Consider the following 24852-nt stretch of genomic DNA (forward strand, 5'->3'; position numbering starts at 1 on the left):
CGGTCAGGCCTCCTGGTCGCTGCTGCTGTCGGCGACGTCGGTCGTGACCATCGGCGGATACCGGTGGACGAGGTTCCCCGACCGCCGCCGGTAGTCGACGACGAGGTCCACCAGGTCCTGTCCTCTGGGGCGTCGTCCCGGTCGGACGTCGCACGTGCCGACCTTGCTCTCCTGGATCAGGACGTTGGGGTCGAGGGTGATGCCGAACAGGTCGTTGGCCGAGTCGCCGGTCACCAGGCCCTCGTAGCCGAAGTGGTACGGCAGCCAGACCTGGTGGATGATCCGGCCATCCACTCGCAGCGGCGTCACGCGGTCGGTCACCAGCACCTTCGCCTCGACCGCCGCCCGGCTGGTGACCAGGTGCGCCCAACCCAGATGGGTGAGACCACGTTCGGCGGCCAACTCCGGCGACACCTCGACGAACATCTCGGGCTGCAGCTCGGCCAGCGGTGACACCGTCCGGCTCATCCCACCGGCGGTGTGGTGCTCGGTGAGCCGGCTGACAGTGAACACGTACGGGAACACCTGGCTGTGCTCCTGCGGCGGGCTCGGGTTGAGTGTGTTGATCGGGTGGGTGTAGACCTTGCGGGTCGGGTTGGCCTGCTGTCGGTAGAGCGGGTTGCGTATCGGCGACTCGACCGGCTCGTAGTGGGTGGGCATCGGTCCGTCGAGCACGCCGGTCGGCGCGTACAGCCAGCCTTTGCCGTCGCCCTGAAGGATGAACGGGTCGTCGCCGGCAATTCCCGCCACACCCGAGGCGTCGTGCGCCGGTCGGTAGGACGGCGGTTTGGTCTTCTCGAAGTCCGGAACGTCGTAGCCGGTCCACTCGCTCTTGTCCGCGTCCCACCAGACGTAGCGTTTGCGCTCACTCCACGGGTTGCCGTCCGGGTCGGCGGAGGCACGGTTGTAGAGGATGCGCCGGTTCGCCGGCCACGCCCAACCCCACTCCGGTGCCACCAACGACTGCTCCGAGCCGGGTTTGCGGCGGGCCGCCTGGTTGACGCCGTCCGCGTACACCCCGGTGTAGATCCAGCAACCGCCGACCGTGGAGCCGTCGTCCTTCATCTCGGTGAACGACGCCAGCGGCCGGCCGGTCGCCACGTCGTACCCGTTGATCTCGCGCAGCACCGCCTCGGCGCTCGGCTCCGCGTGCGGACCGTGCGTGGGGTAGTCCCAGGCGAGGTCGAGCAGCGCACGGTCGCGCGGCTTCGTCGACGTCGCCAGCCGTTCCCGGATGACACGGCCGAGGTGGTAGAAGAACCACAGCTCGGAGCGGGCGTCGCCTGGCGGCTCGACGGCCTTCTCCCGCCACTGCAACAGCCGCTGCGTCTGGGTGAAGGTGCCCTCCTTCTCCACGTGGGAGGCGGCCGGTAGGAAGAACACCTCGGTGCGGCACCGCTCGGGTGCGATCTCGCCGGTCTCGATCTCCGGCGCGTTCTGCCAGAACGTCGCGCTCTCGATCATGAACAGGTCGCGGACGACCAACCAGTCGAGGTTGGCCATGCCGAGCCGCTGCGCCCGGCCGTGCGCCGAACCGACCGCCGGGTTCTGCCCGAGCAGGAAATAGCCCTTGATCTTGCCGTCGATCATGTCGAGCACCTGCTGGTAGGTGCCGTGATCGCCGGTCATCCGCGGCATGTACCCGTAGCAGTAGTCGTTGTCGGCGGTGGCCGCGTCGCCCCAGTACGCCTTGAGCAGGTTGACGCCGTAGGTGCGGGCGTTGCCCCAGAAGCCCTTCTGCCCGGGGTGCGCGATGCTGTCCACCCACTCGTCCAGGGTCGGGTGATTGGCGTGGTGCGGCATCGGCAGGTAACCCGGAAGCAGGTTGAACAGCGTCGGGATGTCGGTGGACCCCTGGATGCTGGCGTGCCCGCGCAGGGCCATCACCCCGCCACCCGGGCGGCCCACGTTGCCCAGCAGGAGCTGGATGATCGCGCCGGTCCGGATGTACTGCACGCCGACGCTGTGCTGCGTCCAACCCACCGAGTAGACGAGCATGCCCGTCCGGTCCCGGCCGGAGTTCTCCGTCCACGCACGGGCCAGTTCGAAGAACTTCTCCTGCGGAATGCCGCAGACCCGTTCCACCATCTCCGGTGAGTAGCGGGCGAAGTGCCGCTTGAGGATCTGGTAGACGCAGCGCGGGTGCTGCAACGTCTCGTCCCGTTCGGTCTCGCCGCCGACGGGCGCGCCGTGTGACTCGTTCTCCAGCCCGGCCGCCGTCTCCCGCTGTGTCTCGCTGTCGCGGGTCGTCTGGTTCTGCGAGTGACCCTCGTACCGCCAACTGGCCTGGTCGTAGGTGGCGTTGTCGTCGTTGAAGCCGGAGAAGAGGCCGTGCATGTCCTCGGTGTCGGCGTACTCCTCGGTCACGATGGTCGCGGCGTTGGTGTAGGCGACGACGTACTCCCGGAAGTCCAGCTCGTTGTCGAGGATGTAGCGCACCACCCCGCCGAGCAGCGCGATGTCGGTGCCCGCCCGGATCGGCAGGTACGAGTCAGCCAGCGCGCTCGTTCGGGTGAACCGCGGGTCGACGTGGAAGACCTTCGCGCCCCGACGCTTGGCCTCCATCACCCACTGGAAGCCCACCGGGTGCGCCTCGGCCATGTTCGAACCCTGGATGACGATGACGTCGGAGTTCGACAGGTCCTGCTGGTACTGGGTGGCGCCGCCACGACCGAAGCTGGTCCCCAGACCGGGGACGGTGGAGGAGTGTCAAATACGGGCCTGGTTCTCGATCTGGAGCGCCCCCATCGCGGTGAACAACTTCTTGATGAGGTAGTTCTCCTCGTTGTCCAGCGTCGCCCCACCCAGACTGGAGATACCCAGCGTCCGGTTGAGCGGTCGACCCTCGGCGTCGACGTCCTCCCAGGTCTCGTCCCGGGCGGCCAGGACCCGGTCGGCGATCATGTTCAACGCCGTGTCGAGGTCGAGGTCCTCCCACTCGGTGCCGTACGGCCGGCGGTAGCGGACCGTGGTCTGCCGCAGCGGACTGGTCACCAGGCTCTTGCTCGCCGAACCCTTCGGACAGAGCCGACCCCGCGAGATCGGGCTGTCCGGATCACCCTCGATCTGACTGACCTGCCCGTCCTTCACGAACACCCGCTGACCACACCCAACAGCGCAGTACGGGCAGACCGAACGAGCCACCGAATCGGCGGTATCGGTGCGGGCGGTGAGCGCGCGGGACCCGTCGGACTTCGCCGCCGCACCCCGGCCCAGCGGGTCCGTGCCGGTGAGCTGGCGATAGACCGGCCAACCCTCGAACCAGCTGCGCACCCCCATCGCCGCACCTTCCCGACCAATCCCGCCAAATATGAACACTCTGACGTTAGATGAGGTGCCGGCCCGGTCGCAGCGGGATCACGAACAGTCAAGCCTCCCCCAGCCCTTTTGGTGCGGGCCGGGAGAGGCATGGAGTACGACTCTGATCAGTGCGGTTGCAGCTGGCCGATGTGCTGGTCGCCGAAGGTCCGGTAGCGGCGCAGCTCCCAGAACAACCAGCCGATGCTGATGATCGCCAACACGACGAAGACCAGCGAACCGGAGAACGTGTCCCAGAGGGTGTGCAGAACGACGACACCCACGAACGTGCCGATGAACCCGAAGAGCCGAGCGACGCTCGGACTCGCCAGCAACGCCCAGAGCGCACCGGCGGTCAGCCCGGTCCAGGCGGTGTGGCCGGCGGGCGCCGTCAGGCCCCGGATGAAGAGCGTCTGCTCCACCGCGCCGATGTTGCCCTGCGAACTCAGCAGCGCGCTGAAGGCGTAGCCCATCGTCTCCAGCGCGGCGAACCCCATGCCGGCGGCGATGCCGATGATCAGCCCGTCGGAGGGCACCCGGCGACGACGCTGGGCCACCACCGTGAACAGCAGCACCACCGGGACGATCAGCTTCGCCGACTCCTCGATCAACGCGACGAACACCATCGGCAGGGTGCCGAGGCCGCGCAGGGTGTCGTACTCCAGGGTGCCGGCGACCACAGTGCCGATCACACCGCCGAAGAACGCCGATGTCACCAACACCGACGCCGGCACCTGCCACCGCCCGGTCCGGGCCTGCGCGAACGTCAGGAAGGTCAACGGCACCAACGTCGCCCCGAGCAGGATCAACGCCGGTACGAAGTTCGGATTCTTGGTGCTGACGAGGGTCCGCAGCACCGCCAGATAAAGGATCAGCCCGATGCCGAGCACCCCGACCCACGCCCAACGGCGCCAACGATCACCCATACCGCGCAGTCTGGCGGACCAAGGTTACGAAGACCAGCCACGGCGCGGAGATCCTGACGACTCCACTCAGGGCGACCACCCAACGCTCTGCTCCTCGTGGTGCGTAGGCTCACGCCGTGCGCCCGTTACTGATCGCCGAAACGGTCGTGACGCCGTCGAGCTTCGTCGAGTGGGTGGCCGGCGCGGGGACGCTGGTCTGGGACCGTCACTCGCTGCGGGTGTTGGACCCGGATCTGACCGTCGCGCTCGCGTGGGACGTGGTGAGCCCCGACGCGGATCCGATCCTGGCTGTCGGCGTGGCACCGGACCGGTCGCGGTTCGCGCTGGTGGGGCTACGTGAGATGCAGGTCCGCAGTGCCGACGGCCGCGTTCAGTGGTCGGCCGAGCACGGTGCAGCACTGTCGACCGGATGGCCACAACCACACTGTCACCTGGCCGGTGACGGCCTTGTCTGGCTGTTCGTGCCCGACGGTTCCGGTGACCATGTCGTCGCATGGGACTCCGCAGGCGGTTCGGAAGTCGGCCGGCATCATCCACTCCAGACCATCGAGGGTGCAGCCACTGTCGTCCCGCACGCCGATCAGGGACGCGTCGGGGTGCACATCGCGGTGGGCCCGGAGACCTGCCTCAGCCATTGGTTGACGGCAGTCGACAGGAAGCAGGTCGTCGTGCAGACCCTGAACGGCTGCCTGGCCGACCTGAACGCCAGTGGGGTCTTCTTTCTCTCCATGCCGCACGGCAGCGGCCGGATGTCGGTACGCGAGGTCGCCGATGACAGCGTGCGGGTCGAGCGCCACTTCGACGACATCCCGGGGTTCGGCGACTCCGACGACTACCGGATTCACGAGGCCGCGGCGGTCGTATCCGACGACTGGGTCATGGTCGGCGTCGCGACCGATCAGGGCGACGCCGAGCAACATCTTCTACTCTCCACCCGCACGCTGCGCCCGCAGACCGTGATGGATTACGGCATCGACATGCCCCAGAACTCGATCCGGTCCGCGGGCGGACAGGGACGGTGGTTGACGCACGACGCCCGCCTCGGAGTGGTCCGGCTCTGGCAACTCCGGGAGCCACACACAGATGAGGTCGAGGGCCAACTCGCGCTGCTGTAGGCGGGCGACCCCGCGTACGCGGGACCGTCACCCGGGGGGAGCAGGTTGGGCAGCGCCGCCGGGTTGCGGTCGGCGATCCCACAGCACCAGGCCGGTGAGCAGCATCGCGACGCCCAGCCCGACCATGGCCAACCCCACCGTCGTACGCGCGCCCCCATCGAGGTGGCCCGCCACGATCCACCCGCTGTCTATCCCGAACGCCAGCGGCATCAACCCCTGCGGGATCACCGGGATCCATCCGACTGTCAGCAACCCCAGCGCCCACGCGGTCGACGTGTTCTCCCGATACCACTGCACGTCCCAGGTCAGCGGGAGCACCGTCTCCGGGGGCCGGCTCCGCTGACCGGCCGCGGCGAGCACCGCCGTGCCACGGCGGGCGAGCCGCTCGTCGGCCAGCCACAGGCCACCCCACCAGGCTGAGGCGCCTCCGAGCAGGCCGACCAGCGGCAGCAGCGGTGCCGCTTCCGGCGGACCCCAGACCACCAGGGCGAGCACCGGCGCGGCGGCGAGCAGCCCAGCCGCGATGGCGACCAGCACGCTGACGATGTCGGTCGGGTTGTCGGCCGCGGTCGGATGCCGCGGGTCGGCCACCGGGCGTACGCGCAGCAGCGACACCCACACCGGCACCGACGCGCCCGCGCCGAGCAGGGCCGGCAGAGTACAGAGCGCGGCCAGCGGGTCGACGTCGGGCGCGAGGAGGACACCGGCGACGGCGAGCAGCACACCGATCGGGGTGACCAGCACCAGCCACGCCAGGGCCCTGCCCCGGACCTCGGCCCGTTCGCCGCCCGGCGTGGTGAGCGGCAGCCACAACGCGGTGCCGTCCAGCCCGACCAACCCGGCGGACATCGCCGCCGCGCCGAGCACGGCGAGTGGCCCGGCCCACGGCAGCAGCAAGTCCACGTCGGACAGCAGCGGCAGTCCGGCGAGCAGCGCCCCGTACACCACAGCGAACGCCAGATACTGCAACCGCAGCGGATGCCGCGTCCAGGCGCGCAGCTCACGGCCGACGACCGCCCGCGTCGCGGCCGGCACCCACCCCAGCCACTCGCGTTCAGCCGCGGCCGGTGACGCCGACGCGGTCCGGCGCGGCCGGAACGGCGAGCCGGCGGCGATCACCCGTCGGACGAGCATGATGTACGCGGCGGCGCAGAGCGCCACGATGACGACCAGGCCCGCCATCCTGCCTACCGCTTGCCCGGTTGGCCCGGTCACGGCGGCGACCGGCCAGGCGCTCGGCACGTACGCCATGGCCCGGACCACCTCCTGCGGCGCTGCCACGAGCACTACCGACACCCACGGGAAGACCGCCCACAGCGACCCGGCGACTCCCATCGCCGTGCCGGTGAAGACGCCGGTGAGCAGCGCCCCGGCCGGACCGCCGGCGTGGCCGACGACCTCCAGCGCGATGGCCGAGCCGATCAGCCCGAGCAGCCAGAGCAGCACCGCGCCCCCGGCGGTGACGAGGACCGCGAGGGTGCCGTACCGGGCGGCGTGCACCGGCAGCGCGGCGAGTGCCACCAGCGAGACGGCCGGGCCGACGCCGATCGCCGACGCGGCGAGCAGACCGATCGCGGCCGGGACCCCGCCGATCGGCTCCAACCGCAGGTGAGCCGGCCGGACCCGGCCGCGCCCGCCGCCGAGCAGCAGAGGCAACACGATCCAGCCGAGAACCCAGGCCCCGGCGAGCAGGCCGAGGGTGTGCTGGTCGCCGCGGAGCGCGTACCGGATCAACCAGGCGGCGGCGAGCAGACCGACCAGGCCGGCGACAGTGGGGCCGGGGTGCTCGCGCAGCGAGCGGCGCAGCATCGTGGCGCGCATCCGGGCCGGCACAGCGATCGCGCCGAAGGTGCCGCCCAGCCGGCCGGGGGCGGTCAGTTGCGTGCTCATCGTGCCCCGGTCAGCCAGTCCAGGCCGGCGCTGCCGGAGGCTTCGGCGCCGACCAACTCGACGAACCGGTCCTCCAGGCTGCTGCCGGCGGCGACCTCGGCGACCGACCCGGCGGCGACCACCCGACCCTGATGGATCACTGTGACCTCGTCGCACATCTGCTCGACGAGCAGCATCGAGTGGGTGGACAGCACGCAGGTGCCGCCGCCGGCCACGAACCGGCGCAGCACCTGGCGGATGGTGGCCGCGGAGACCGGGTCGACCGCCTCGAAGGGTTCGTCGAGCACGAGCAGCCGGGGCGCGTGCAGCAGCGCCTGGGCGAGGCCGAGCTTCTTGCGGGTGCCGGTGGAGCAGTCGGCCAGCGGGGTGCCGGCGCCCTTGGCCAGGCCGAGCACGTCGATCAGTTCGGTGGCACGGTCGGTGGCCGTGGCCCGGGGCAGCCCGCGCAGGCCGGCGCTGTAGCGCAGCAGTTCGGCGCCGGTGAGGCGTTCGGGGAAGTCGAGGCCGTCCGGCAGCACGCCGGTCAGCGCGCGGGTCTGGCGGCGGTCGCGCAGCGCGTCGTGGCCGAGGATCCGGATCTGCCCGGAGTCCGGGGTGACCAGACCGACGGCCATCCCGATGGTGGTGGACTTGCCGGCGCCGTTGGGCCCGACGATGCCGTGGAAGGTGCCGGGGTGCACGGTCAGATCGATGCCGTCCACCGCGCGATGCGCCGCGAAGGTCTTGACCAGGCCACGGATCTCGAGTGCCGGGGGGATCACGCGCCGAGCATAGGTGACCTTGCCAGACGGCGTGGCCCGCTGCCCAGCGGTCCACAGTGGGCGAGGCCGCTCAGGCGAGGTGCACCAGTCGGAAGCGCTCCGTCACCACCAGGGTGTCGTCGTCGACTGTGAAGTCGGGGTCGCCCAGCTCGGCGCGCACCTCGGCACTGTGCCAGAACGCCTCGTGCCCCGCACGCCACTGCGCCACCGACTCGTCGCCCTCCCCCTCGGCCAGGGCGTGTGGCAGGTCGACGTCGGCGAGCCGGACCACCCGCACGTCGGTCAGCTCGATGGCCGCGACCCGGCGGCCGGCGGAGTCCACCACTGCGGAGACCTGACCCACCTCGGGCAGCGGCTCGTTCGCGCACTCGTACCCGACCAGCAGGCCGCTCGTCGACGTCTTCGCCCCGGACAGGATCGCGCCCACGAGCTTGTCCCGCAGTGGCCCCGGAAACGCGAACTCGGCAAGCGGAAGATCATCGAGGTCCATCCGCGGAGAGTACCCGGATGATCGGAGGGTTCACGTCGGGTCAGCTGTGGTGGATCGGGGTCGCCAGGTCGCTGAGCGGGCGACCCGTACCGCCCCAGGTCTGGGCGGTGATCTCGGCGGCGATCGCCACGGCCGTCTCCTCCGGTGTCCGCGCGCCCAGGTCGAGCCCGATGGGTGAGCAGAGCCGGGCCAGCGCGCTCTCCGGGACACCCGCCTCGCGCAACCGGCGCATCCGATCGTCGTGGGCACGCCGGCTGCCCATCGCGCCGATGTAGCGGGCGGGCGTGGCGAGGGCGACCTGGAGCAGCGGCACGTCGAACTTGGGGTCGTGGGTCAGGACGCAGAGCACAGTACGGTCGTCGACTGTCGTCGACTCCAGGTACGCGTGCGGCCAGCGCACGACGAGATCGTCGACGTCCGGGAAACGCGCACGGGTGGCGAACAGCGGGCGGGCGTCGCAGACAGTGACGTGGTAGCCGAGGAACGTGCCGATCCGGGCCATCGCGGCGGCGAAGTCGATCGCACCGAAGATGATCATCCGGGGTGGTGGCACGTACGACTGGACGAACACGGCCACCTCGTCGCCGCGCTGCTGCCCCTGCCGGCCCAGGTGGATAGTGCCGGTGACGCCGAGGGCGAGCATCCCGGTCGCCTGCCGGGCCGCCGCGTCGTCCAGGTCGGGTGCGCCGAGGCTGCCCGCGACCCGATCGGGCCAGATCACCAGTTGGGCGTTCTCGACCGATGCGGTGGCGACCGGGCGGCCGTCGCGGATCGCGGCGAGGACCTCGTCGAACTCGGCCATCGCGACGCTCGGTTGCACCAGGACCTGGATGGTGCCGCCACAGGTCAGCCCGACGTCCAACGCGTCGTCGTCGCTCACGCCGAAGGTCTGGGTGTGCGCCGTGCCGGTCTGGATCGCGGTCCGGCAGAGTTCGTAGACAGCGCCCTCGACGCAGCCGCCGGAGATGCTGCCCACCACGTCGCCGTGCGCCGACACGGCCATCGCCGCCCCGGGTTGCCGGGGCGCGGACTGCCAGGTCCGCGCGACCGTCGCGACGGCGAACGCGACGCCCTCGGCACGCCAGCCGGCCAGCCCGTCGACGATGTCCCGCATGGCCGCACGATCCGCGAGCCCCGGCGGCACCGTCAACGGCGACCTAAGCAGTTGCTTAGGTCGCCGTTGACTTTGACCACCGCCGGGCAGAGATTTTGCCGGACTGCGGAGGTGCGACATGCAGGTGCCGGCACCGTTCGAGTACGAGCGAGCCACCAGTGTGGACCATGCGATCAGCCTGCTGGAGCGGCTGGGCGGGACTGCCCGCCTGATCGCCGGCGGGCACAGCCTGTTGCCGATGATGAAGCTCCGGCTGGCCAACTTCGACTATCTGATCGACATCAACGACCTGCACGGCGAGTTGGGTTACGTCGAGGCGGGCCCCGACGAGGTCCGCATCGGTGCGCTGACCCGGCATCGGGAACTCCTCGAATCACCAGTGCTGGCGGCGGCGTTTCCGATCTTCGCCGACGCCGAACGGGTGATCGCCGACCCGGTGGTGCGCAACAGGGGCACGCTGGGCGGCTCGCTGTGCCAGGCCGACCCGTCCGAGGATCTGTCGGCGGTCTGCACGACACTCGACGCGCGGTGCGTGATCCGTGGTCCGGGCGGCGCGGAGCGGGTCGTGTCCATGGAGGAGTTCCACGTCGGGCCGTACGAGACGGCAGTCGCTGACGACGAGATCCTGGTCGAGATCCGACTACCGGTACGGCCCGGCTGCGGCAGCGCGTACGCCAAGGTCGAGCGCCGGGCCGGCGACTGGGCCGTGGTGTCGGCCGGCGCTGCGGTGTGGCTCGACGGCGGCGCGATCGTCGACGCCCGGGTCGGGCTCGCGGCGGTCGGCCCCAACACCACTGGCATCCCGGCGATCTCAGCGGCGCTGCGCGGGCAGGAACCGTCGGAGAGCCTCTACGAGCAGGCCGGGGCGATCGCGGCGGACAGCTGCGACCCGGTGACCGACCAGCGCGGCAGCGCGGACTACAAGCGGCATCTGGCCGCCGAGCTGACCCGGCGGACCCTGCGCCGGGCCGTCGAACGGGCGAGGAGCTGAGCATGCAGGTCACCATGACCGTCAACGACGTCGAGGTCACCCGGGAGATCGAGGCCCGGCTGCTGCTGGTGCACTTCCTGCGCGATGTGCTGGGTCTGACCGGCACGCACTGGGGCTGCGACACCAGCAACTGCGGCACCTGCGTGGTCTGGCTCGACGGCGAGCCGGTGAAGTCGTGCACGGTGCTCGCGGCGATGGCCGGCGGCCACCAGGTGCGTACCGTCGAGGGCCTTGCCAAGGGCGCCGAGCTGAACCCGATCCAGCAGGGGTTCATGCAGTGCCACGGTCTGCAGTGCGGTTTCTGCACCCCGGGAATGATGATGACCGCGCGGGCGCTGCTCGACCGCAACCCCGACCCGAGCGAGACGGAGATCCGGGAGGCGATCTCGGGTCAGATCTGCCGGTGCACTGGTTACGCCACCATCGTGCGTTCGGTCCGCTGGGCCGCCGTGGCCGAGGCGCAGGCCGCCGCCCAGGTCACCGAGACCACCGAATCGACCGAGGCCGGCGAGATCGACAACGCCGGCCAACCCGCGGAGGCCGTCGCATGACCACCGTGCACGAGCGCGTGGACACCTTCCACGACAACGACCAGAAGCCCGTCGGGTACGGCCGGATGCTGCGCAAGGAGGACCCGCGCTTCCTGCGGGGGCGCGGCCGGTACGTCGACGACGTCCAACTGCCCGGCATGCTGCATCTCGCGATCCTCCGGTCGCCGGTGGCACACGCCCGGATCGTCAGCATCGACACGAGCGCCGCCGAAGCGTCGCCGGGGGTGAAGGCGGTGGTGACCGGGGCGATGCTGGCGCAGCAGAACCTGGCCTGGATGCCGACGCTCTCCAACGACGTACAGGCAGTGCTCGCCACCGACAAGGTGCGTTTCCAGGGCCAGGAGGTGGCCTTCGTCGTCGCCGAGGACCGGTACGCGGCACGTGACGCGCTGGAGCTGATCGACGTCGAGTACGACGTCCTCGACCCGGTGATCGACGCGCGCCGGGCGTTGGAGTCGGACGCACCGCTGATCCGCGACGATCTGGACGGCAAGACGAACAACCACTGCTTCGACTGGGAGACCGGCGACGAGGCGGCCACCGAGGCGGTCTTCGCCCGCGCGGACGTCGTGGTCAGCCAGGATCTCGTCTACCCCCGGGTACACCCGGCGCCGATGGAGACGTGCGGGGCGGTCGCCGACTACGACGCTGTCGACGGCAAGCTGCGACTCTGGTCGACCACCCAGGCCCCGCACGCGCACCGCACCCTCTACGCCATCGTGGCGGGCCTGCCCGAGCACAAGATCCAGGTGATCTCGCCGGACATCGGCGGCGGGTTCGGCAACAAGGTGCCGATCTACCCCGGGTACGTCTGCGCGATCGTCGCCTCGATCGTCACCGGCAAGCCGGTGAAGTGGATGGAGGACCGCTCGGAGAACCTGATCAGCACCGGTTTCGCCCGCGACTACATCATGCGCGGGGAGATCGCGGCGACCCGCGACGGCCGGATCCTCGGCATCCGCACCAACGTGCTGGCCGACCACGGCGCGTTCAACGGCACCGCCGCCCCGGTGAAGTACCCGGCCGGTTTCTTCGGGGTCTTCACCGGCAGCTACGACATCGAGGCCGCCTACTGCAAGATGACGGCGGTCTACACCAACAAGGCGCCCGGCGGCGTCGCGTACGCCTGCTCGTTCCGGATCACCGAGGCGGTCTACCTGGTCGAGCGGATCGTCGACTGCCTCGCCGACGAACTCGGCATGGACCCTGCCGAGCTGCGCCTGAAGAACTTCATCCAACCGGAGCAGTTCCCGTACACGACGAAGACCGGCTGGGTGTACGACTCGGGCAACTACGAGCCGACGATGCGGCTGGCGATGGAGATGGCCGGCTACGACGAGTTGCGCCGCGAGCAGGCCGAGAAGCGGGCCCGGGGCGAGCTGATGGGCATCGGCATCGCGTTCTTCACCGAGGCCGTCGGCGCCGGGCCGCGCAAGGACATGGACATTCTCGGGCTGGGCATGGCCGACGGCTGCGAGCTGCGCGTCCACCCGACCGGAAAGGCAGTGGTACGCCTCAGCGTGCAGTCACAGGGGCAGGGGCACGAGACGACGTTCGCGCAGATCGTCGCCGAGGAGATCGGGATCCCCCCGGCGGACATCGAGGTGCTGCACGGCGACACCGACAACACCCCGTTCGGCCTCGGCACGTACGGCAGCCGGTCGACGCCCGTCTCGGGCGCCGCAGCGGCCCTGGTGGCCCGCAAGGTCCGCGACAAGGCCCGGATCATCGCCTCGGGAATGCTCGAGGTGTCGGTCGCCGACTTGGAGTGGGAGAAGGGCGCGTTCCACGTCGCCGGTGACCCGGGCCGGTCCGTCACGATCCAGGACATCGCCCTGCGCGCGCACGGCGCGGGCGACCTGCCCGAGGGCATCGAGGGTGGCCTGGAGGCGCAGATCTGCTACAACCCGTCGAACCTGACCTACCCACACGGCGCGTACATCTGCGTGGTGGACATCGACCCGGGCACCGCGCAGGTGACGGTCCGACGGTTCATCGCTGTCGACGACTGCGGCACCCGGATCAACCCGATGATCATCGAGGGGCAGGTGCACGGCGGGTTGACCGACGGGGTCGGCATGGCCCTGATGGAGATGATCGCGTTCGACGAGGACGGTAACTGCCTCGGCGCGTCCCTGATGGACTACCTGATCCCGACGTCGCTCGAAGTGCCCGACTGGGAGACCGGCTTCACCGTCACGCCGTCGCCGCACCACCCGATCGGCGCGAAGGGCGTGGGCGAGTCAGCCACAGTGGGGTCGCCGCCCGCGATCGTCAACGCGGTCATCGACGCCCTGAAGCCCTTCGGCGTCCGCCACGCCGACATGCCACTGACGCCGTCGCGGGTCTGGGACGCGATGCGCGGCCAGGCCCGGCCGCCGATCTGAGGAGCCGAGGATGACCACCATCGCCGAACGCGCCCGGGAGCTGACCGACATCCGGGAGCCGTTCGTCCACGCCACAGTGGTGCGCGCGCAGGATCCGACGTCGGCCCGGCCGGGCGACGACGCGGTGATCCGGTCGGACGGCTCGATCGAGGGCTTCGTGGGTGGGGTGTGCGCGGAGAGTTCGGTGCGGGCCGCCGCCCTCGACACCCTGCGCGACGGCACCGCCCTGCTACTGCGGGTGCTGCCGGAGGGCGCGACCCCGTTCCCGGACACGCCGGGGGCGCGGGTGGTGGTGAACCCGTGCCACTCCGGTGGGGCGATCGAGGTGTTCCTCCGGCCGATGCTGCCGGCCCCGGCGCTGCGCGTGGTCGGCGACACCCCGATCAGCGCCGCCGTGGCGACCCTGGCCGGGTTCCTCGACTTCGACGTCGTCGCCGCCGACGACAGCACCGGCTGCACCGCAGTGGTGGTGGCCGGGTTGGGCACTGGCGAGCCGGAGGCGATCCGGGCCGCGCTCGACGCCGGCGTCGGGTTCATCGCGGTGGTCGCCAGCGGCAGACGCGGTGAGGCCCTGCTCGACGAGCTGGGCCTCACCGACGCGGAACGCGCCCGCGTCCACACCCCGGCCGGGCTGGAGATCGGCGCACGAACACCAGCGGAGATCGCCCTTGCGATCATGGGTGAGGTGGTCCGGGCCATCCGGGTGGACGGGTTGGCCGCGGCCTCCGGCGCGCCGGCCGCCCGACCGCAGCAGGCCGTCGACCCGGTGTGCGGAATGACAGTGCTGGTCGGGGCGGAGACGCCGCACGCGCGCGTCGGCGGGCAGGACTTCTGGTTCTGCTGCGCCGGTTGCCTCGCGAGTTACTCGGCGGCGTGACAGGTGTTCCTGACCGGCGTGGTGCTCGCCGCGGGAGCGTCGGCGCGGTTCGGTGAGGCCAAGCAACTGCTCCCGTACCGGGGGCGGACGCTGCTCGACGCCACACTCGACCTGGCCCGCTCGTGCGGCTTCGACCAGTTGCTCGTCACCCTCGGCGGCGCGGCGGGCGACATCCGCGACCGGGTGGACCTGACCGGGTGCCAGGTCGTGCAGAACCCGGCGTTCAGCACCGGCTGCGGGTCGTCGGTGCGCACCGCCGCCCGGGCGGTGGACCCCCGCGCCGACGCGCTCGTGCTGCTCCTCGGCGACCAGCCCGGCGTCCGCGCCGAGGACGTCCGCCGGGTCGCCGCGGCGGGCACCCCGCTGGCCGTCTGCCGGTACGCGGACGGCCTGGGTCATCCCTTCCGCTTCGGCCGCGAGGTGCTGCCCGAGTTGTACGACCTGCACGGCGACAAGGCCGTCTGGAAGCTCCTGCACTCCGGGCGCCACCCGGTGACCGAGGTGACAGTCGACGGGCCGGTGCCGATCGACGTGGACACCCGGGCCGACTACGAGCGCCTGCTGGCGGGCGGGGCATGAAGGACGCCGAGGCCGTCCGCCACCGCCTCGACGCCGTCGACTACCTCGTCGACGACGGCATGGCGATGGCCCTCTTCCTGGCCTTGCGCCTCGGACGACCCCTGCTGCTGGAGGGCGAGCCGGGGGTCGGCAAGACCGCCGCCGCGAAGGCGTTGGCCCGCGCGCTGGAGACACCGCTGATCCGGTTGCAGTGCTACGAGGGGCTCACCGCTGGCGAGGCGCTCTACGAGTGGAACTACCAGCGGCAACTGCTGGCGATCCGACTCGCCGAGGCGCACCACACCCGGCTCACCGACGCGGACCTGTTCAGCGCCGAGTACCTCCAGGAACGGCCGATCCTGCGGGCCGTACGCCACGGCGGGCCGGTCCCGCCGGTGCTGCTGATCGACGAGATCGACCGGGCCGACGACGAGTTCGAGGCGCTGCTGTTCGAGTTCCTCGGCGAGGCCGGCATCACGATCCCCGAACTCGGCACCTTCACCGCCCGCACGCCACCGGTCGTCGTGCTCACCTCCAACCGCAGCCGGGAGTTGCACGACGCGCTGCGCCGCCGCTGCCTGTACCACTGGATCGACTTCCCCGAACCGGCCCGCGCAGTGGAGATCGTCCGCCGGGCCGTACCGGGCGCGACCGAGCCGCTGATCCAGACGGCCGTGCAGTTCATCGGCGGCGTACGCCACCGGGAGTTGGAGAAGGCGCCCGGGATGGCGGAGACCATCGACTGGGTGGGCGCGCTGTCCGTGCTGGGCGTCACCGATCTGGCCGCCGACGGTGTCGTCCAGACCATCGGCACCATCGCCAAGACCCCCGACGACCGCGCCGTGGTCGCCGCCGCGCTCGGCGCCTACCAGGAGAGTCCGCCATGAAGATCACCAACGAGTTCGCGGTCACCGTCCCGATCGAACGGGCCTGGGCGGTGCTCACCGACCTGGAAGGGCTCGCGCCGTGCCTGCCGGGCGCCCAGCTGACCGACGTCGACGGCGACGTCTACCAGGGCCGGGTGCGGGTCAAGGTCGGACCGGTCGTCTCGGAGTTCGCGGGCACCGCCCGGTTCGTCGAGAAGGACGACGCCGCGTACCGCGGGGTGATCGACGCGAAGGGCCGGGACGCCCGCTCGGCCGGTACGGCGTCCGCGCTGGTCACCGCGCACCTGCGGCCGGACGGCGACCGGACGGTGGTCAGTGTGGACACCGATCTGAAGATCTCCGGCAGGCTGGCCCAGTTCGGCAGCGGCATGATCAAGGAGGTGTCGGGCAAGTTGCTGGCCCAGTTCGTCGCCAATCTGGAGGCCAAGCTCGCCGCCGAACCGCCGGTGCCGCATTCCGACGCCGAACCTGTGGCGGCCGTATCCGCAGCGCTGCCCGAGCCCACCCCTGCGGCGTCCACCGCGCCGCCCGAGCCAACTCCGGCCGCGTCCGCCACGGCGGTCGCGACCACGCCCAGCACCGCCGCCGTGGCAGCCTCACCCGTCGAGCCGTCAACGGTCGTGTCGTCACCCGCCGGGTCGTCGCCGGTTCCGCCAGGGCCAGGTTCGCCGCCGTCGGCCGTCGGGCCGTCGGGCGATGCCGTACGTGTCGCGCCGACCGCCGAGCCGGAGGCGCTCGACCTGCTCAGCATCGCCGGCGGGTCGGTCACCAAGCGCCTCGTACCGGTGCTCGTCGGTCTGGTCGCGGTCGGCGCGGTGATCGCCTGGCTGGTCGCGCGCCGGTGAGCAAGGGCGTGCTGCGCGGCGTCGACCGGGCCGCGTTCGCTGTGGCGCTGGCCGGGCGCCTGCGCCGAGCCGGCATTCCGGCCGGGCTGACCACCGTCGACGACTTCGTCCGGGCGCTCGCCGCCAGCCCACCCGACTCGATGTCGTCGCTCTACTGGACCGCCCGGATCAGCCTGGTGCGACGGCACACCGACGTCCCCGCGTTCGACCGGGTCTTCGCGGCGATCTTCGCGGACCCTCCACCGTTGCCCCGACCGCAGCGGTCCGCACCCCCGGCCGACGGGCCCGACGACGTGTACGTCCGGGTGCCGGCCGACACCGACGACGCGGGGCCGGGCGGCGGGCTGCCGTGGGCGACACTGCCGCCGACGGTCGCCGAGACACCGGAACACGACACCGAGCTGCGACTGCCCGAGCGGCGCCCCAGCGCCCACACCGGGCTCGCCGACCGTCCGTTCGACGAACTCGACGCCGCACAGGTCACGCAGCTCGGCGACGCCCTGCGCGCGGCCGTCGCCGACTGGCCGACCCGACGCACCCGGCGGCACACCGTCGGCTCGTCCGGTGCCCGGATCGCGTTGCGGGCCACCATCGCCCGAGCCCGGCGTACCGGCTGGGAGCCCGTCGAGGTCGTCCGCGCGCGCCCGGTACGGCGGCCACGCCGGGTCGTGTTGCTCTGTGACGTCAGCGAGTCGATGCGGGCGCAGGCGACGGCGTACCTGCATCTGATGCGGGCGTTCGCTGTGGTCGCCGACGCGGAGGTGTTCGCGTTCGCCACGACGCTGACCCGGCTCACAGTGGTGCTCCGGCACACCTCGGCGGCCGAGGCGGTCGGGCAGGCCAGCGCCGCCGTGACCGACCGGTACGGGGGTACCCGGATCGCCACGAACCTGCGTGCCCTGCTCACCTCCCACCACGCGGAGGCCGTACGTGGGGCGGTGGTGGTGATCGGGTCGGACGGTTGGGACAGCGATCCGCCCGCCGACCTGGCAGCGGTGATGGCCCGGCTGAGCCGCCGCGCGTACCGGATCGTCTGGTTGAATCCCCGCGCCGGCGCACCCGGCTTCGCCCCCCGCGTCGGCGGGATGGCCGCCGCACTCCCCTACTGCGACCGGATGCTGCCGGCCGGCACCTTCCAGGACCTGCTGGTCGTCGCCCGTCAGCTCCAGAGCGTCACGTGCACCGACGGCCGGAAGTGGCCGACGCTGACGCCCGCGCCGCGCATCATCGCCTGAATCGCCCTCGGCGTCGACGCGAAGCGCGACAGCTCCTCGGCGGCCGACATCGCACCCGGGGTGGCGAGCACCTGCGCATGCCACACCGCCTCCATCGTCGCGTGCGGCCCCACCACCTGCCCGAGCTGGCCCTGACGGATGTCCGGTGCGACGGTGAACGCGAGGGCCGGTGCCACCCCCCTGCCCCGCTTGGCCTCCCCCAGCGCGGCCGCGTGGCTCTGGAAGATCTGCTGCCGATCGTCCGGCACGGCCAGCCGGCGCAGCAGCGCCGGGACCGCGCCCCACTCGGTGGCGGCCGACGGCCCGAGCAGCCAGGTCTGCTCCCGCAGCTGCCCCGGCGACGCCGCCAGGCCGGCCAGTGGATGCTCCGCGCCGACGGCGATCACGAGCCGGTAGTTCATCACCGGCCGGCAGCCGATGGCACTGTCGACGACCGACGGCTGCGGCCCGATCGCGATGTCCGCGGCGCGGGTCAACAACAGCGACCCGAACGATCCCGGGTTGCGCACGCTCAGCTCGACGTCGAGGTCGGCGGCCCGCTTCGCGAAGAGTTCGAGCAGCCCCGGCGCGGCGAACTCGGCGAACAGGCTCGACGCCGCGACCCGCAGCATCCGTCGGCCGCGCGTCGCGGCGCTGACCTCCAGCATGGTGCGGTCCTGCAGGCCCAGCAGTTCCGCCGCGCGACTGGCAAGCCGCAGCCCTCCCGGGGTGAACGCGAGGCCGGCGGCCGTCCGGGCGAAGAGCTTGTCGCCGAATTCCTTGCGCAGTTGGGCGATGTGCAGCGACACCGCCGACTCGGAGACCCGAAGCTCCGCGGCGGCCTGTTTGACCGAGCCCAGTCGGACCACGGCGACGTACGCGCGCAGCTGTGTCGGGGTCATCGGCGTCACCCTCTTCCCCGCGATCGCGTGGCTCGGCTCGGCGTCGAGACGAACGTCGATCATCCCGCGCTGGTTCGTCCCACCGCCAGCGGCCGATCATCTGATCGTCGGGCCCAGTGTCGGTCACCGTGGACCGAGGCGGTGACGAGTGCCGCGATCAGCTCTCGGTGGTTGCCGCCCGGGTTCCGGACACGCAGTACACGTCGCCGGAGTTCGCGGTGTGCGGCAGGTCGTGCAGGTGCCTCGCCAGGTCGCTCGCGGACATCCACCGTCGAAACGTCATCGACTTGTCGTCGCCCACCGCGACGTCGAAGCCGTCGAAGCCCAGCGCGGTCAGGCGATCGAGACACCGGTCGGCGACCGCGCGCGCGATGGTGGTGAACTCGAACGACAGCGCGGGCAGTGGGCGGCTCAGGCCAGCCAGCACCTCGGCTTCGAAACCCTCAACGTCGATCTTGGTGAAGGTCGGCACGCCGTACGTCTCGATCAGCGCGTCGACGGTGACCACCGGAACCTCGATGTCGGTGTCCCACACCTGGCCCTCCCATCCACCCGCGCCCTTGGCCGCCCGGACGAAGTCCGGTGAGGCGGTCGAGACGGTGGGGTTGGCGGAGTTGACGTGCAACCGGGTACGCCCGGGGAGCGCGCCACACGCCGCATCGACAAGTGTCACCTGGTCGTCATCGGCGTAGATCGCCCGTAGGGCGCGCAGACACAGCGGCTGCGGTTCCACGGCGACGACCCGGGCACCGAGACGGCGGAAGCTCGCGATGTGGTCGCCCACGTGGGAGCCGATGTCGAAGACGAGGTCCCCGCCGCCGACGAATCGGGAGTAGAACGCGTCCATTCTCGCGTCCCGCTCGGGATCGCCGTAGTAGACGTCCAGCGACCGGTGCAGCAGGGACAGGGCCGGGTCGGTCCGGAGCGCGGCGATCCTGGTGTCGGTGGTAGCCGTCATCTGTCTGAGGTCCAGTCCGTGAGAGAGGTGGCCGGTTTACGGTCCGAAGGCGGTCAGGAACCGGTCCCGGAAGGCGTCCATCCGCCAGACCGGCGCCTGCGGCCCGGGCTTCAGCCCGTCCTGCCAGCCCCACCCGGAGATCCGGTCCAACACGGCCCGATCACGGGTGATGATCGAGATCGGCACGTCGTGGCTGGCGTTCTCGCCGGTGACGACAGCGGCGGGTTGGTGGTCACCGAGCACGATGAACACGAGGTCGTCGTCTCCGTAGGTCCGCACGTAGGAGATGAGCGTGCCGAGGGTGTACTCGATGGACTTTCGGTAGTCTGCCCGGATCTGGCCGGTATTGCGGCGTTTCTCGTCCGACCGGCCCGCGCCGGCCCCACGGTAGACAGCGCCGTCGCCGACGTCGGCCCAGTCGAGCAGCGGCGGAACGGGCGTCCAGGGCGCGTGACTCGACACCAGCGCCAGCTCGGTCATCACGTTGCCGTCGCGCTTGGTCTGCTCCAGACGCTGCCAGCTCGCCAGTGTGTACTGGTCGGGCGGGGTGCCGAAGCTGAACTTCGGGCCACGGTACGCGAGCGCCTTGGCGTCGTAGAACCGGTCGTAGCCGAAGAAGGAACCCTCCGGCCACGCCCTGGTGACGGCGGGCATCACGCCGACGGTCTGCCAGTTCGCCCGTCGGAAGGCGCCGTTGAGGGTCATCCGGTCACTGGCCAGCAGGGTGCGGTGCCGCTGGTCGTTGTCGATCCAGAGGCCGGAGAGCAGCGTGTCGTGCGCGAGCCAACTGCCGCCACCGAAGGTCGGCGAGGTGAGGAAGCCGCTCTGCGCGGCGAAACCCGCCACGCTCAGCTCGCTGGTGCCGCGGTCGAGGACCGAACCCACCTGCGGCGCGAACTCCGGGTCCTCGACGGCGTCGCGGCCGTAGCTCTCCACGAAGGCGATCACCACGTTCTTGCCGCGCAGCGCTGTCAGTAGCTGGTCACCGGGGGTGTCGCCGAACCTGTCGGCCTCGATCAGCGCGCCGAACGTCTCGCGGTCATCGAGGCGCAGGCGCACCTGGAAGCCGTGCCCGTTGGCCAGGGTGGTGGCGGAGGTGTCGGCGACCGGCACGCCCTCGACCACCCGCACGTTGAACGCGGCGCAGGCCACCCAGACGACCACCAGCGCGGCCACGATCCGGGTGGTCCCGGTGCGGTGCCGGACCACCAGCCGCCGCAGTCGCCGCATCGACAGCGTGACCAGTGTGGGCAGGCCCACGAGCACCACCGCCAGGGCGATGGCGACGCCGATGGCGGCGGGTCGACCGTACGACTCGCTGAGGAAGGCGAACCCCTCGTCGAGGAGCGCCCAGTCGAGCACCGGGTCGAACGCCCGGCTCAGCGAGGCGGTGAACCCCAGGTCGAGCAGCTTCAAAAGGCCGAGCAGGCCGAGGGCCACGCCGGCCAGCGTCGCGACCAGTCGGCTGCCACGAGACGGCAGGGCGAGCAGGAGGGCCACGACCAGCAGCGCCTCCAGGGGGATCCGCGCGAACGCCGCCGGGCTGAGCCGGCCGAAGTCGTACGGCACGGTGAGGACGAGCAGCACGAGCAGCGCGGCCAGCACTGTCGTCAGCCGGGCGGCGATGGAACGTTTCGGCCGATCCTCGACGTCGGTGCCGTCGTCGGTGCCGTCGTCGGTGCCGTCCGGGGCCTCGTCCCTCATCGCCCTCCGTCCCTGGCTCGGCAGCTGACGTACACGCGTCAAGAGCGACAACCCGGGCATCCTTCCATGATCTTTGTTGGGCGCGGCATCCGGGCGGCTCAGACGCGGGCGATCCCGCGTCGGACCACGGCGACAGTGGGACGGTCCGACCACGGCAGACCATCGGCAGCACCCGGGGTCAGCTCGGCCAGCCCCACTCCGGCGCTCGGGGCGCTGTGGCTGGCCGAGCTGGCCGGCTGGACCATCGCACCCGGGGCGCCGTGGATGACGGTGTGGCGGAGGCGCCGGGTCGTCCAGAGCCAGGCGACGTCACGCCCGAACGACTCGACCAGCAGCGCCACCGAAACCACCAGCACCACCGTCGTCAGCGGCGCGGGCAGCACGTCAGCCATCGCCACCGTCAACACCACGCCCTGGATCGCGGCGACGACCTTGCTCCAGTACCGCGGCGGCGCGGATCCCCGCATCCACTCCAACACCCAGGTAGCGGCGCCGAAGAGGTAGCGCATCGCGCCGATCACGAGCACCCAGCCACCCACAGTGGGGGCCACGTGCAGGCAGAGCACCAGGACCAGGAAGGAGTCGATCTCCATGTCGAAGCGCGCGCCGAGCTCGCTGGTGGTCCCGGTGCGGCGGGCCGTGTACCCGTCCACGGCGTCGAGGGCCAACGCCACGCTGGTGAGGACGACCATCAGTGTGATCGGCGCCGACCCGCCGAACGAGTCCGCGGCCAGGGCCGTCACGCCGCCGACGAGGATCGCCCGGCTCAGGGTCACCCGGTCGGCCGGGCTGAGCGCACCCGCGCCCGAGCGGGACATCCCCCGGCTGAGCAGGGCACACAGGACCACCCCGTACGCCAGCCCCGCCACCCAGCCCGCCGTGCCCAGACCGACAGTCTCCGCCAGCACCGCCAGCAGGACGATCTGCACGAGCAGTCCGATGACCGGACCAGTTCGAACCGTTGACATCGTGCCTCCGTGACTCTGGTGGGTGACCCTGACCGTCATCACGGAAAATATGACCGATCGGTTCATTCTGAACGCGACCCGGCAGGGTGCCACGGAGGGACGTGCCCCTTCGGTGGGCGGTTAATCGTCCATCGTGGGCCCGTCGTCGGCTGACCGATGAGGGCGTCGATCGTCTCGTACGGGTCAGGGCGTCGTCGGCAGGGTGAGCACGTCCGCGCCGTCGTCGGTGATGGCGATGGTGTGCTCGCTGTGCGCCGTCCGGCAGCCCGTCGCGCTGCGAAGGGTCCAGCCGTCGGCGTCGGTGACGAGCGTGGCGGTGTCCGCCATCACCCACGGCTCCAGCGCCAGCAGCAGCCCCGGGCGTAGCCGGTAGCCACGACCGGGGCGCCCGGTGTTGGAGACGTGCGGGTCCTGGTGCATCGTCGAGCCGACGCCGTGGCCGCCGAACTCCGTGTTGACCGAGAATCCCGCCGCCTTGAGGACCGAGCCGATCGCGTGGGAGAGGTCACCGATGGGAACGCCGGGGCCGGCGGCGGCGATCCCCGCCTGCAACGCGCGCTCGGTCGCGTCGATCAGCGCGAGACTCTCCGGAGGCCGCGTGTCGCCCACGATGAAGCTGATGGCCGAGTCCGCGACGACTCCACAGTGCGAGACGGCGAGGTCGAGCGAGAGCAGATCGCCGTCGGCGAGCGGGTAGTCGTACGGCAACCCGTGCAGCACGGCGTCATTCACCGACGTGCAGATGTAGTGGCCGAACGGCCCACGCCCGAAGGACGGCTCATAGTCGACGTAGCAGGACTGCGCCCCGGCCTCGGTGATCATGGCCTGCGCCCACCGGTCGATGTCCAGGAGGTTGGTGCCGACCACGCAGCGGCTTTTCAACGACTGGAGGATGCCGGCGACCAGCGCTCCGGTGTCCTTCGCTCGCAGCACGTCGGTGGGGCTTAGGATCTCGATCATGCAGCGCCTTCCTCGGGCGACCAATAAGTATCCCGGCCATATTATCCCGGTACTAGAATCGGGGCATGGTCAGGTTGCCGCTCACTCCCGAAGAGCTCGAACGCGGACAGCGCCTCGGCGCGCTCCTGCGTCGCGCCCGTGGAGAGCGTTCGATGCTCCTCACCGCGCTGGACGCGGGCGTCTCGCCAGAGACCCTTCGAAAGATCGAGTCCGGCCGGATAGCCACCCCCGCCTTTCCGACCATCGCGGCGATCGCCGACGTCCTCGGCCTCTCCCTCGACGCCATCTGGTCGGAGATCAACACGTCGGACGGCAGCGCCGAACTCCCCCGGCCGACACGCACCGCGCGCGAGCGGTTGGCGTCCTAGCGCGCGGCGGTCTGTCGCCAGCGCGAAACGCGAACGCGGTCAGGACCCGAATGATCTGCGGGCTGTCACTGCACTGCCGGCAACGCGCTTCCCACGATAAATAACCTAACAGTGGATCTTCCCGATCGGTATCGGGCAGACGCCCGACTGCGCAGGTCAGCGGCGGTGGCTAAGTTCGCCCAATGCCCACCAACATGATCAGTGCGGAATCTGCGGGTACCTGGACGCTCGGCGACCTGAGCGTCAATCGGATCGGATTCGGCGCAATGCGCCTGACAGGTAACGGCAGCGCGGCGAGCGACCGCGCGCGGGTCATCGGGGTGCTACGCCAAGCGGTCGACCTCGGTGTGAACCACATCGACACGGCGGCGTTCTACTTTTCGCCGCTCCGGTCGGCCAACGAGTTAATCAACAGCGCACTGTCGCCGTACGCCGATGATCTGGTCATCACCACGAAGGTCGGACCGGGCCGCGACCCCTCGGGAGAGTGGCTGCCGCTGGCCCGACCGGATCAGCTGCGTGGACAGGTCGAGGAGAACCTACGCCAACTCGGCCGCGACCATCTGGACGTCGTGAACCTGCGCCAAGACGGACTGGAGTCGGTGGCGGAGCACTTCGGCGCGCTGGCCGAGCTCCGTGACGCCGGACTCATCCGGCATCTCGGCCTGTCCAACATCCGTCCGCACCACCTCGCGCAGGCGCAGGCGATCGCCCCGGTGGTCTGCGTGCAGAACACGTACGGTGTCGACACCCGACGTACGCAGGATCAGCTCGTGCGTACCTGCGGTGACCAGAACGTCGCATTCGTGCCGTTCTTCGCTCTCGCCGGCGACCGACGTGAGGCCGGCGGCGTGGCCGCCAACGCGGCAGTGGAGGCCATCGCGCGCACGCACGGCGCGACGCCGGCACAGGTACGGATCGCCTGGACCCTCAGCCGCGGCCCGCACCTGCTGGCCATCCCCGGTACCGGCAACCCCGATCACCTGGTTGAGAACCTCGCCGCCGGGGCTCTGGTCCTGTCGCCGGAGGAGTTGGCCAGCCTCGAGTAGGGGCCCCGGCAGGATGCAGTGACCCCGCTCATCCGGGGCC

At 71.0% G+C, this 24852-nt stretch carries 22 protein-coding genes; 11 read left to right on the forward strand and 11 right to left on the reverse strand.

The features are described from left to right. Nucleotides 1-3: 3 nt before the first annotated feature. Nucleotides 4-3279 (reverse strand): formate dehydrogenase, encoded by a 3276-nt coding sequence (fdh, locus tag OHB44_RS19740; protein ID WP_330437814.1) that lies wholly within the window; start codon nt 3277-3279, stop codon nt 4-6. A 146-nt stretch (nt 3280-3425) separates the two neighbouring features. Further along, the gene (locus tag OHB44_RS19745) at nt 3426-4223 is read right to left on the reverse strand and encodes a PrsW family intramembrane metalloprotease (protein WP_238682565.1); all 798 of its coding nucleotides are present in this window, start codon (nt 4221-4223) and stop codon (nt 3426-3428) included. 116 nt (nt 4224-4339) lie between these two features. Here OHB44_RS19745 and OHB44_RS19750 point away from each other — a divergent pair, with 116 nt between their 5' ends. After that, nucleotides 4340-5338 (forward strand): hypothetical protein, encoded by a 999-nt coding sequence (locus OHB44_RS19750; protein ID WP_266302211.1) that lies wholly within the window; start codon nt 4340-4342, stop codon nt 5336-5338. A gap of 27 nt (nt 5339-5365) precedes the next feature. On the opposite strand, the gene OHB44_RS19755 is transcribed toward OHB44_RS19750, so the two are convergent. From OHB44_RS19755 to OHB44_RS19770, 4 genes are all read right to left on the reverse strand, one after another. Beyond that, nucleotides 5366-7228: a hypothetical protein gene (locus OHB44_RS19755; RefSeq protein ID WP_330437815.1), complete on the reverse strand. Its 1863-nt coding sequence runs from the start codon at nt 7226-7228 to the stop codon at nt 5366-5368. Further along, a complete protein-coding gene (locus OHB44_RS19760) occupies nt 7225-7989 on the reverse strand; it encodes an ABC transporter ATP-binding protein (protein ID WP_330437816.1) in 765 nt (254 codons plus the stop codon). Before OHB44_RS19760 ends, OHB44_RS19755 begins: the two co-directional genes overlap by 4 nt. A 70-nt stretch (nt 7990-8059) precedes the next feature. Further along, the gene (locus OHB44_RS19765) at nt 8060-8479 is read right to left on the reverse strand and encodes an ASCH domain-containing protein (protein ID WP_330437817.1); all 420 of its coding nucleotides are present in this window, start codon (nt 8477-8479) and stop codon (nt 8060-8062) included. A 40-nt stretch (nt 8480-8519) separates the two neighbouring features. After that, complete coding sequence (locus tag OHB44_RS19770) at nt 8520-9593, reverse strand: XdhC family protein (protein WP_238682570.1); 1074 nt, start codon at nt 9591-9593, stop codon at nt 8520-8522. 118 nt (nt 9594-9711) lie between these two features. Between OHB44_RS19770 and OHB44_RS19775 the strand changes: the two genes are divergently transcribed. The 8 genes from OHB44_RS19775 to OHB44_RS19810 are packed head-to-tail and all read left to right on the forward strand — an operon-like array spanning nt 9712 to nt 17924. Beyond that, the gene (locus OHB44_RS19775; protein ID WP_238676957.1) at nt 9712-10584 is read left to right on the forward strand and encodes an FAD binding domain-containing protein; all 873 of its coding nucleotides are present in this window, start codon (nt 9712-9714) and stop codon (nt 10582-10584) included. A 2-nt stretch (nt 10585-10586) separates the two neighbouring features. Further along, nucleotides 10587-11135: a (2Fe-2S)-binding protein gene (locus OHB44_RS19780; protein ID WP_330437818.1), complete on the forward strand. Its 549-nt coding sequence runs from the start codon at nt 10587-10589 to the stop codon at nt 11133-11135. Further along, entirely contained in the window at nt 11132-13522 is a 2391-nt protein-coding gene (locus OHB44_RS19785) for an aerobic carbon-monoxide dehydrogenase large subunit (RefSeq protein ID WP_112605598.1), read from the forward strand. Before OHB44_RS19780 ends, OHB44_RS19785 begins: the two co-directional genes overlap by 4 nt. A gap of 10 nt (nt 13523-13532) precedes the next feature. Continuing rightward, nucleotides 13533-14399: an XdhC family protein gene (locus OHB44_RS19790; protein WP_330437819.1), complete on the forward strand. Its 867-nt coding sequence runs from the start codon at nt 13533-13535 to the stop codon at nt 14397-14399. A gap of 3 nt (nt 14400-14402) precedes the next feature. Beyond that, nucleotides 14403-14978: a nucleotidyltransferase family protein gene (locus OHB44_RS19795; protein WP_238682573.1), complete on the forward strand. Its 576-nt coding sequence runs from the start codon at nt 14403-14405 to the stop codon at nt 14976-14978. After that, nucleotides 14975-15844, forward strand: a complete 870-nt coding sequence (locus OHB44_RS19800; protein WP_330437820.1) for an AAA family ATPase — start codon at nt 14975-14977, stop codon at nt 15842-15844. Before OHB44_RS19795 ends, OHB44_RS19800 begins: the two co-directional genes overlap by 4 nt. Then, complete coding sequence (locus OHB44_RS19805; protein ID WP_330437821.1) at nt 15841-16689, forward strand: SRPBCC domain-containing protein; 849 nt, start codon at nt 15841-15843, stop codon at nt 16687-16689. The genes OHB44_RS19800 and OHB44_RS19805 overlap by 4 nt, the downstream gene beginning before the upstream one ends. Continuing rightward, nucleotides 16686-17924, forward strand: a complete 1239-nt coding sequence (locus tag OHB44_RS19810; protein ID WP_330437822.1) for a vWA domain-containing protein — start codon at nt 16686-16688, stop codon at nt 17922-17924. The genes OHB44_RS19805 and OHB44_RS19810 overlap by 4 nt, the downstream gene beginning before the upstream one ends. Here OHB44_RS19810 and OHB44_RS19815 read toward each other — a convergent pair. From OHB44_RS19815 to map, 5 genes are all read right to left on the reverse strand, one after another. Continuing rightward, nucleotides 17849-18805, reverse strand: coding sequence for a LysR family transcriptional regulator (locus OHB44_RS19815; RefSeq protein ID WP_238682577.1), 957 nt, complete (start codon nt 18803-18805; stop codon nt 17849-17851). The genes OHB44_RS19810 and OHB44_RS19815 overlap by 76 nt on opposite strands. 157 nt (nt 18806-18962) lie before the next feature. After that, entirely contained in the window at nt 18963-19763 is an 801-nt protein-coding gene (locus OHB44_RS19820; protein WP_330437823.1) for an FkbM family methyltransferase, read from the reverse strand. 36 nt (nt 19764-19799) lie between these two features. Further along, nucleotides 19800-21467, reverse strand: coding sequence for a sulfatase-like hydrolase/transferase (locus tag OHB44_RS19825; RefSeq protein ID WP_330437824.1), 1668 nt, complete (start codon nt 21465-21467; stop codon nt 19800-19802). A gap of 98 nt (nt 21468-21565) precedes the next feature. After that, a complete protein-coding gene (locus tag OHB44_RS19830; RefSeq protein ID WP_442932616.1) occupies nt 21566-22435 on the reverse strand; it encodes a CDP-alcohol phosphatidyltransferase family protein in 870 nt (289 codons plus the stop codon). Between the two features lie 183 nt (nt 22436-22618). Next, the gene (gene map / locus OHB44_RS19835; RefSeq protein WP_266302198.1) at nt 22619-23395 is read right to left on the reverse strand and encodes a type I methionyl aminopeptidase; all 777 of its coding nucleotides are present in this window, start codon (nt 23393-23395) and stop codon (nt 22619-22621) included. Nucleotides 23396-23460: 65 nt separating this feature from the next. Between map and OHB44_RS19840 the strand changes: the two genes are divergently transcribed. Next, on the forward strand, nt 23461-23763 hold the full coding sequence (locus OHB44_RS19840; protein ID WP_330437825.1) for a helix-turn-helix domain-containing protein: 303 nt from the start codon (nt 23461-23463) through the stop codon (nt 23761-23763). Between the two features lie 182 nt (nt 23764-23945). Continuing rightward, on the forward strand, nt 23946-24812 hold the full coding sequence (locus tag OHB44_RS19845) for an aldo/keto reductase (protein WP_330437826.1): 867 nt from the start codon (nt 23946-23948) through the stop codon (nt 24810-24812). The last annotated feature ends 40 nt before the right edge of the window (nt 24813-24852 follow it).

It is taken from the genome of Micromonospora sp. NBC_00821 (assembly GCF_036347035.1).
GTDB classification, from domain to species: Bacteria; Actinomycetota; Actinomycetes; order Mycobacteriales; family Micromonosporaceae; genus Micromonospora; species Micromonospora hortensis.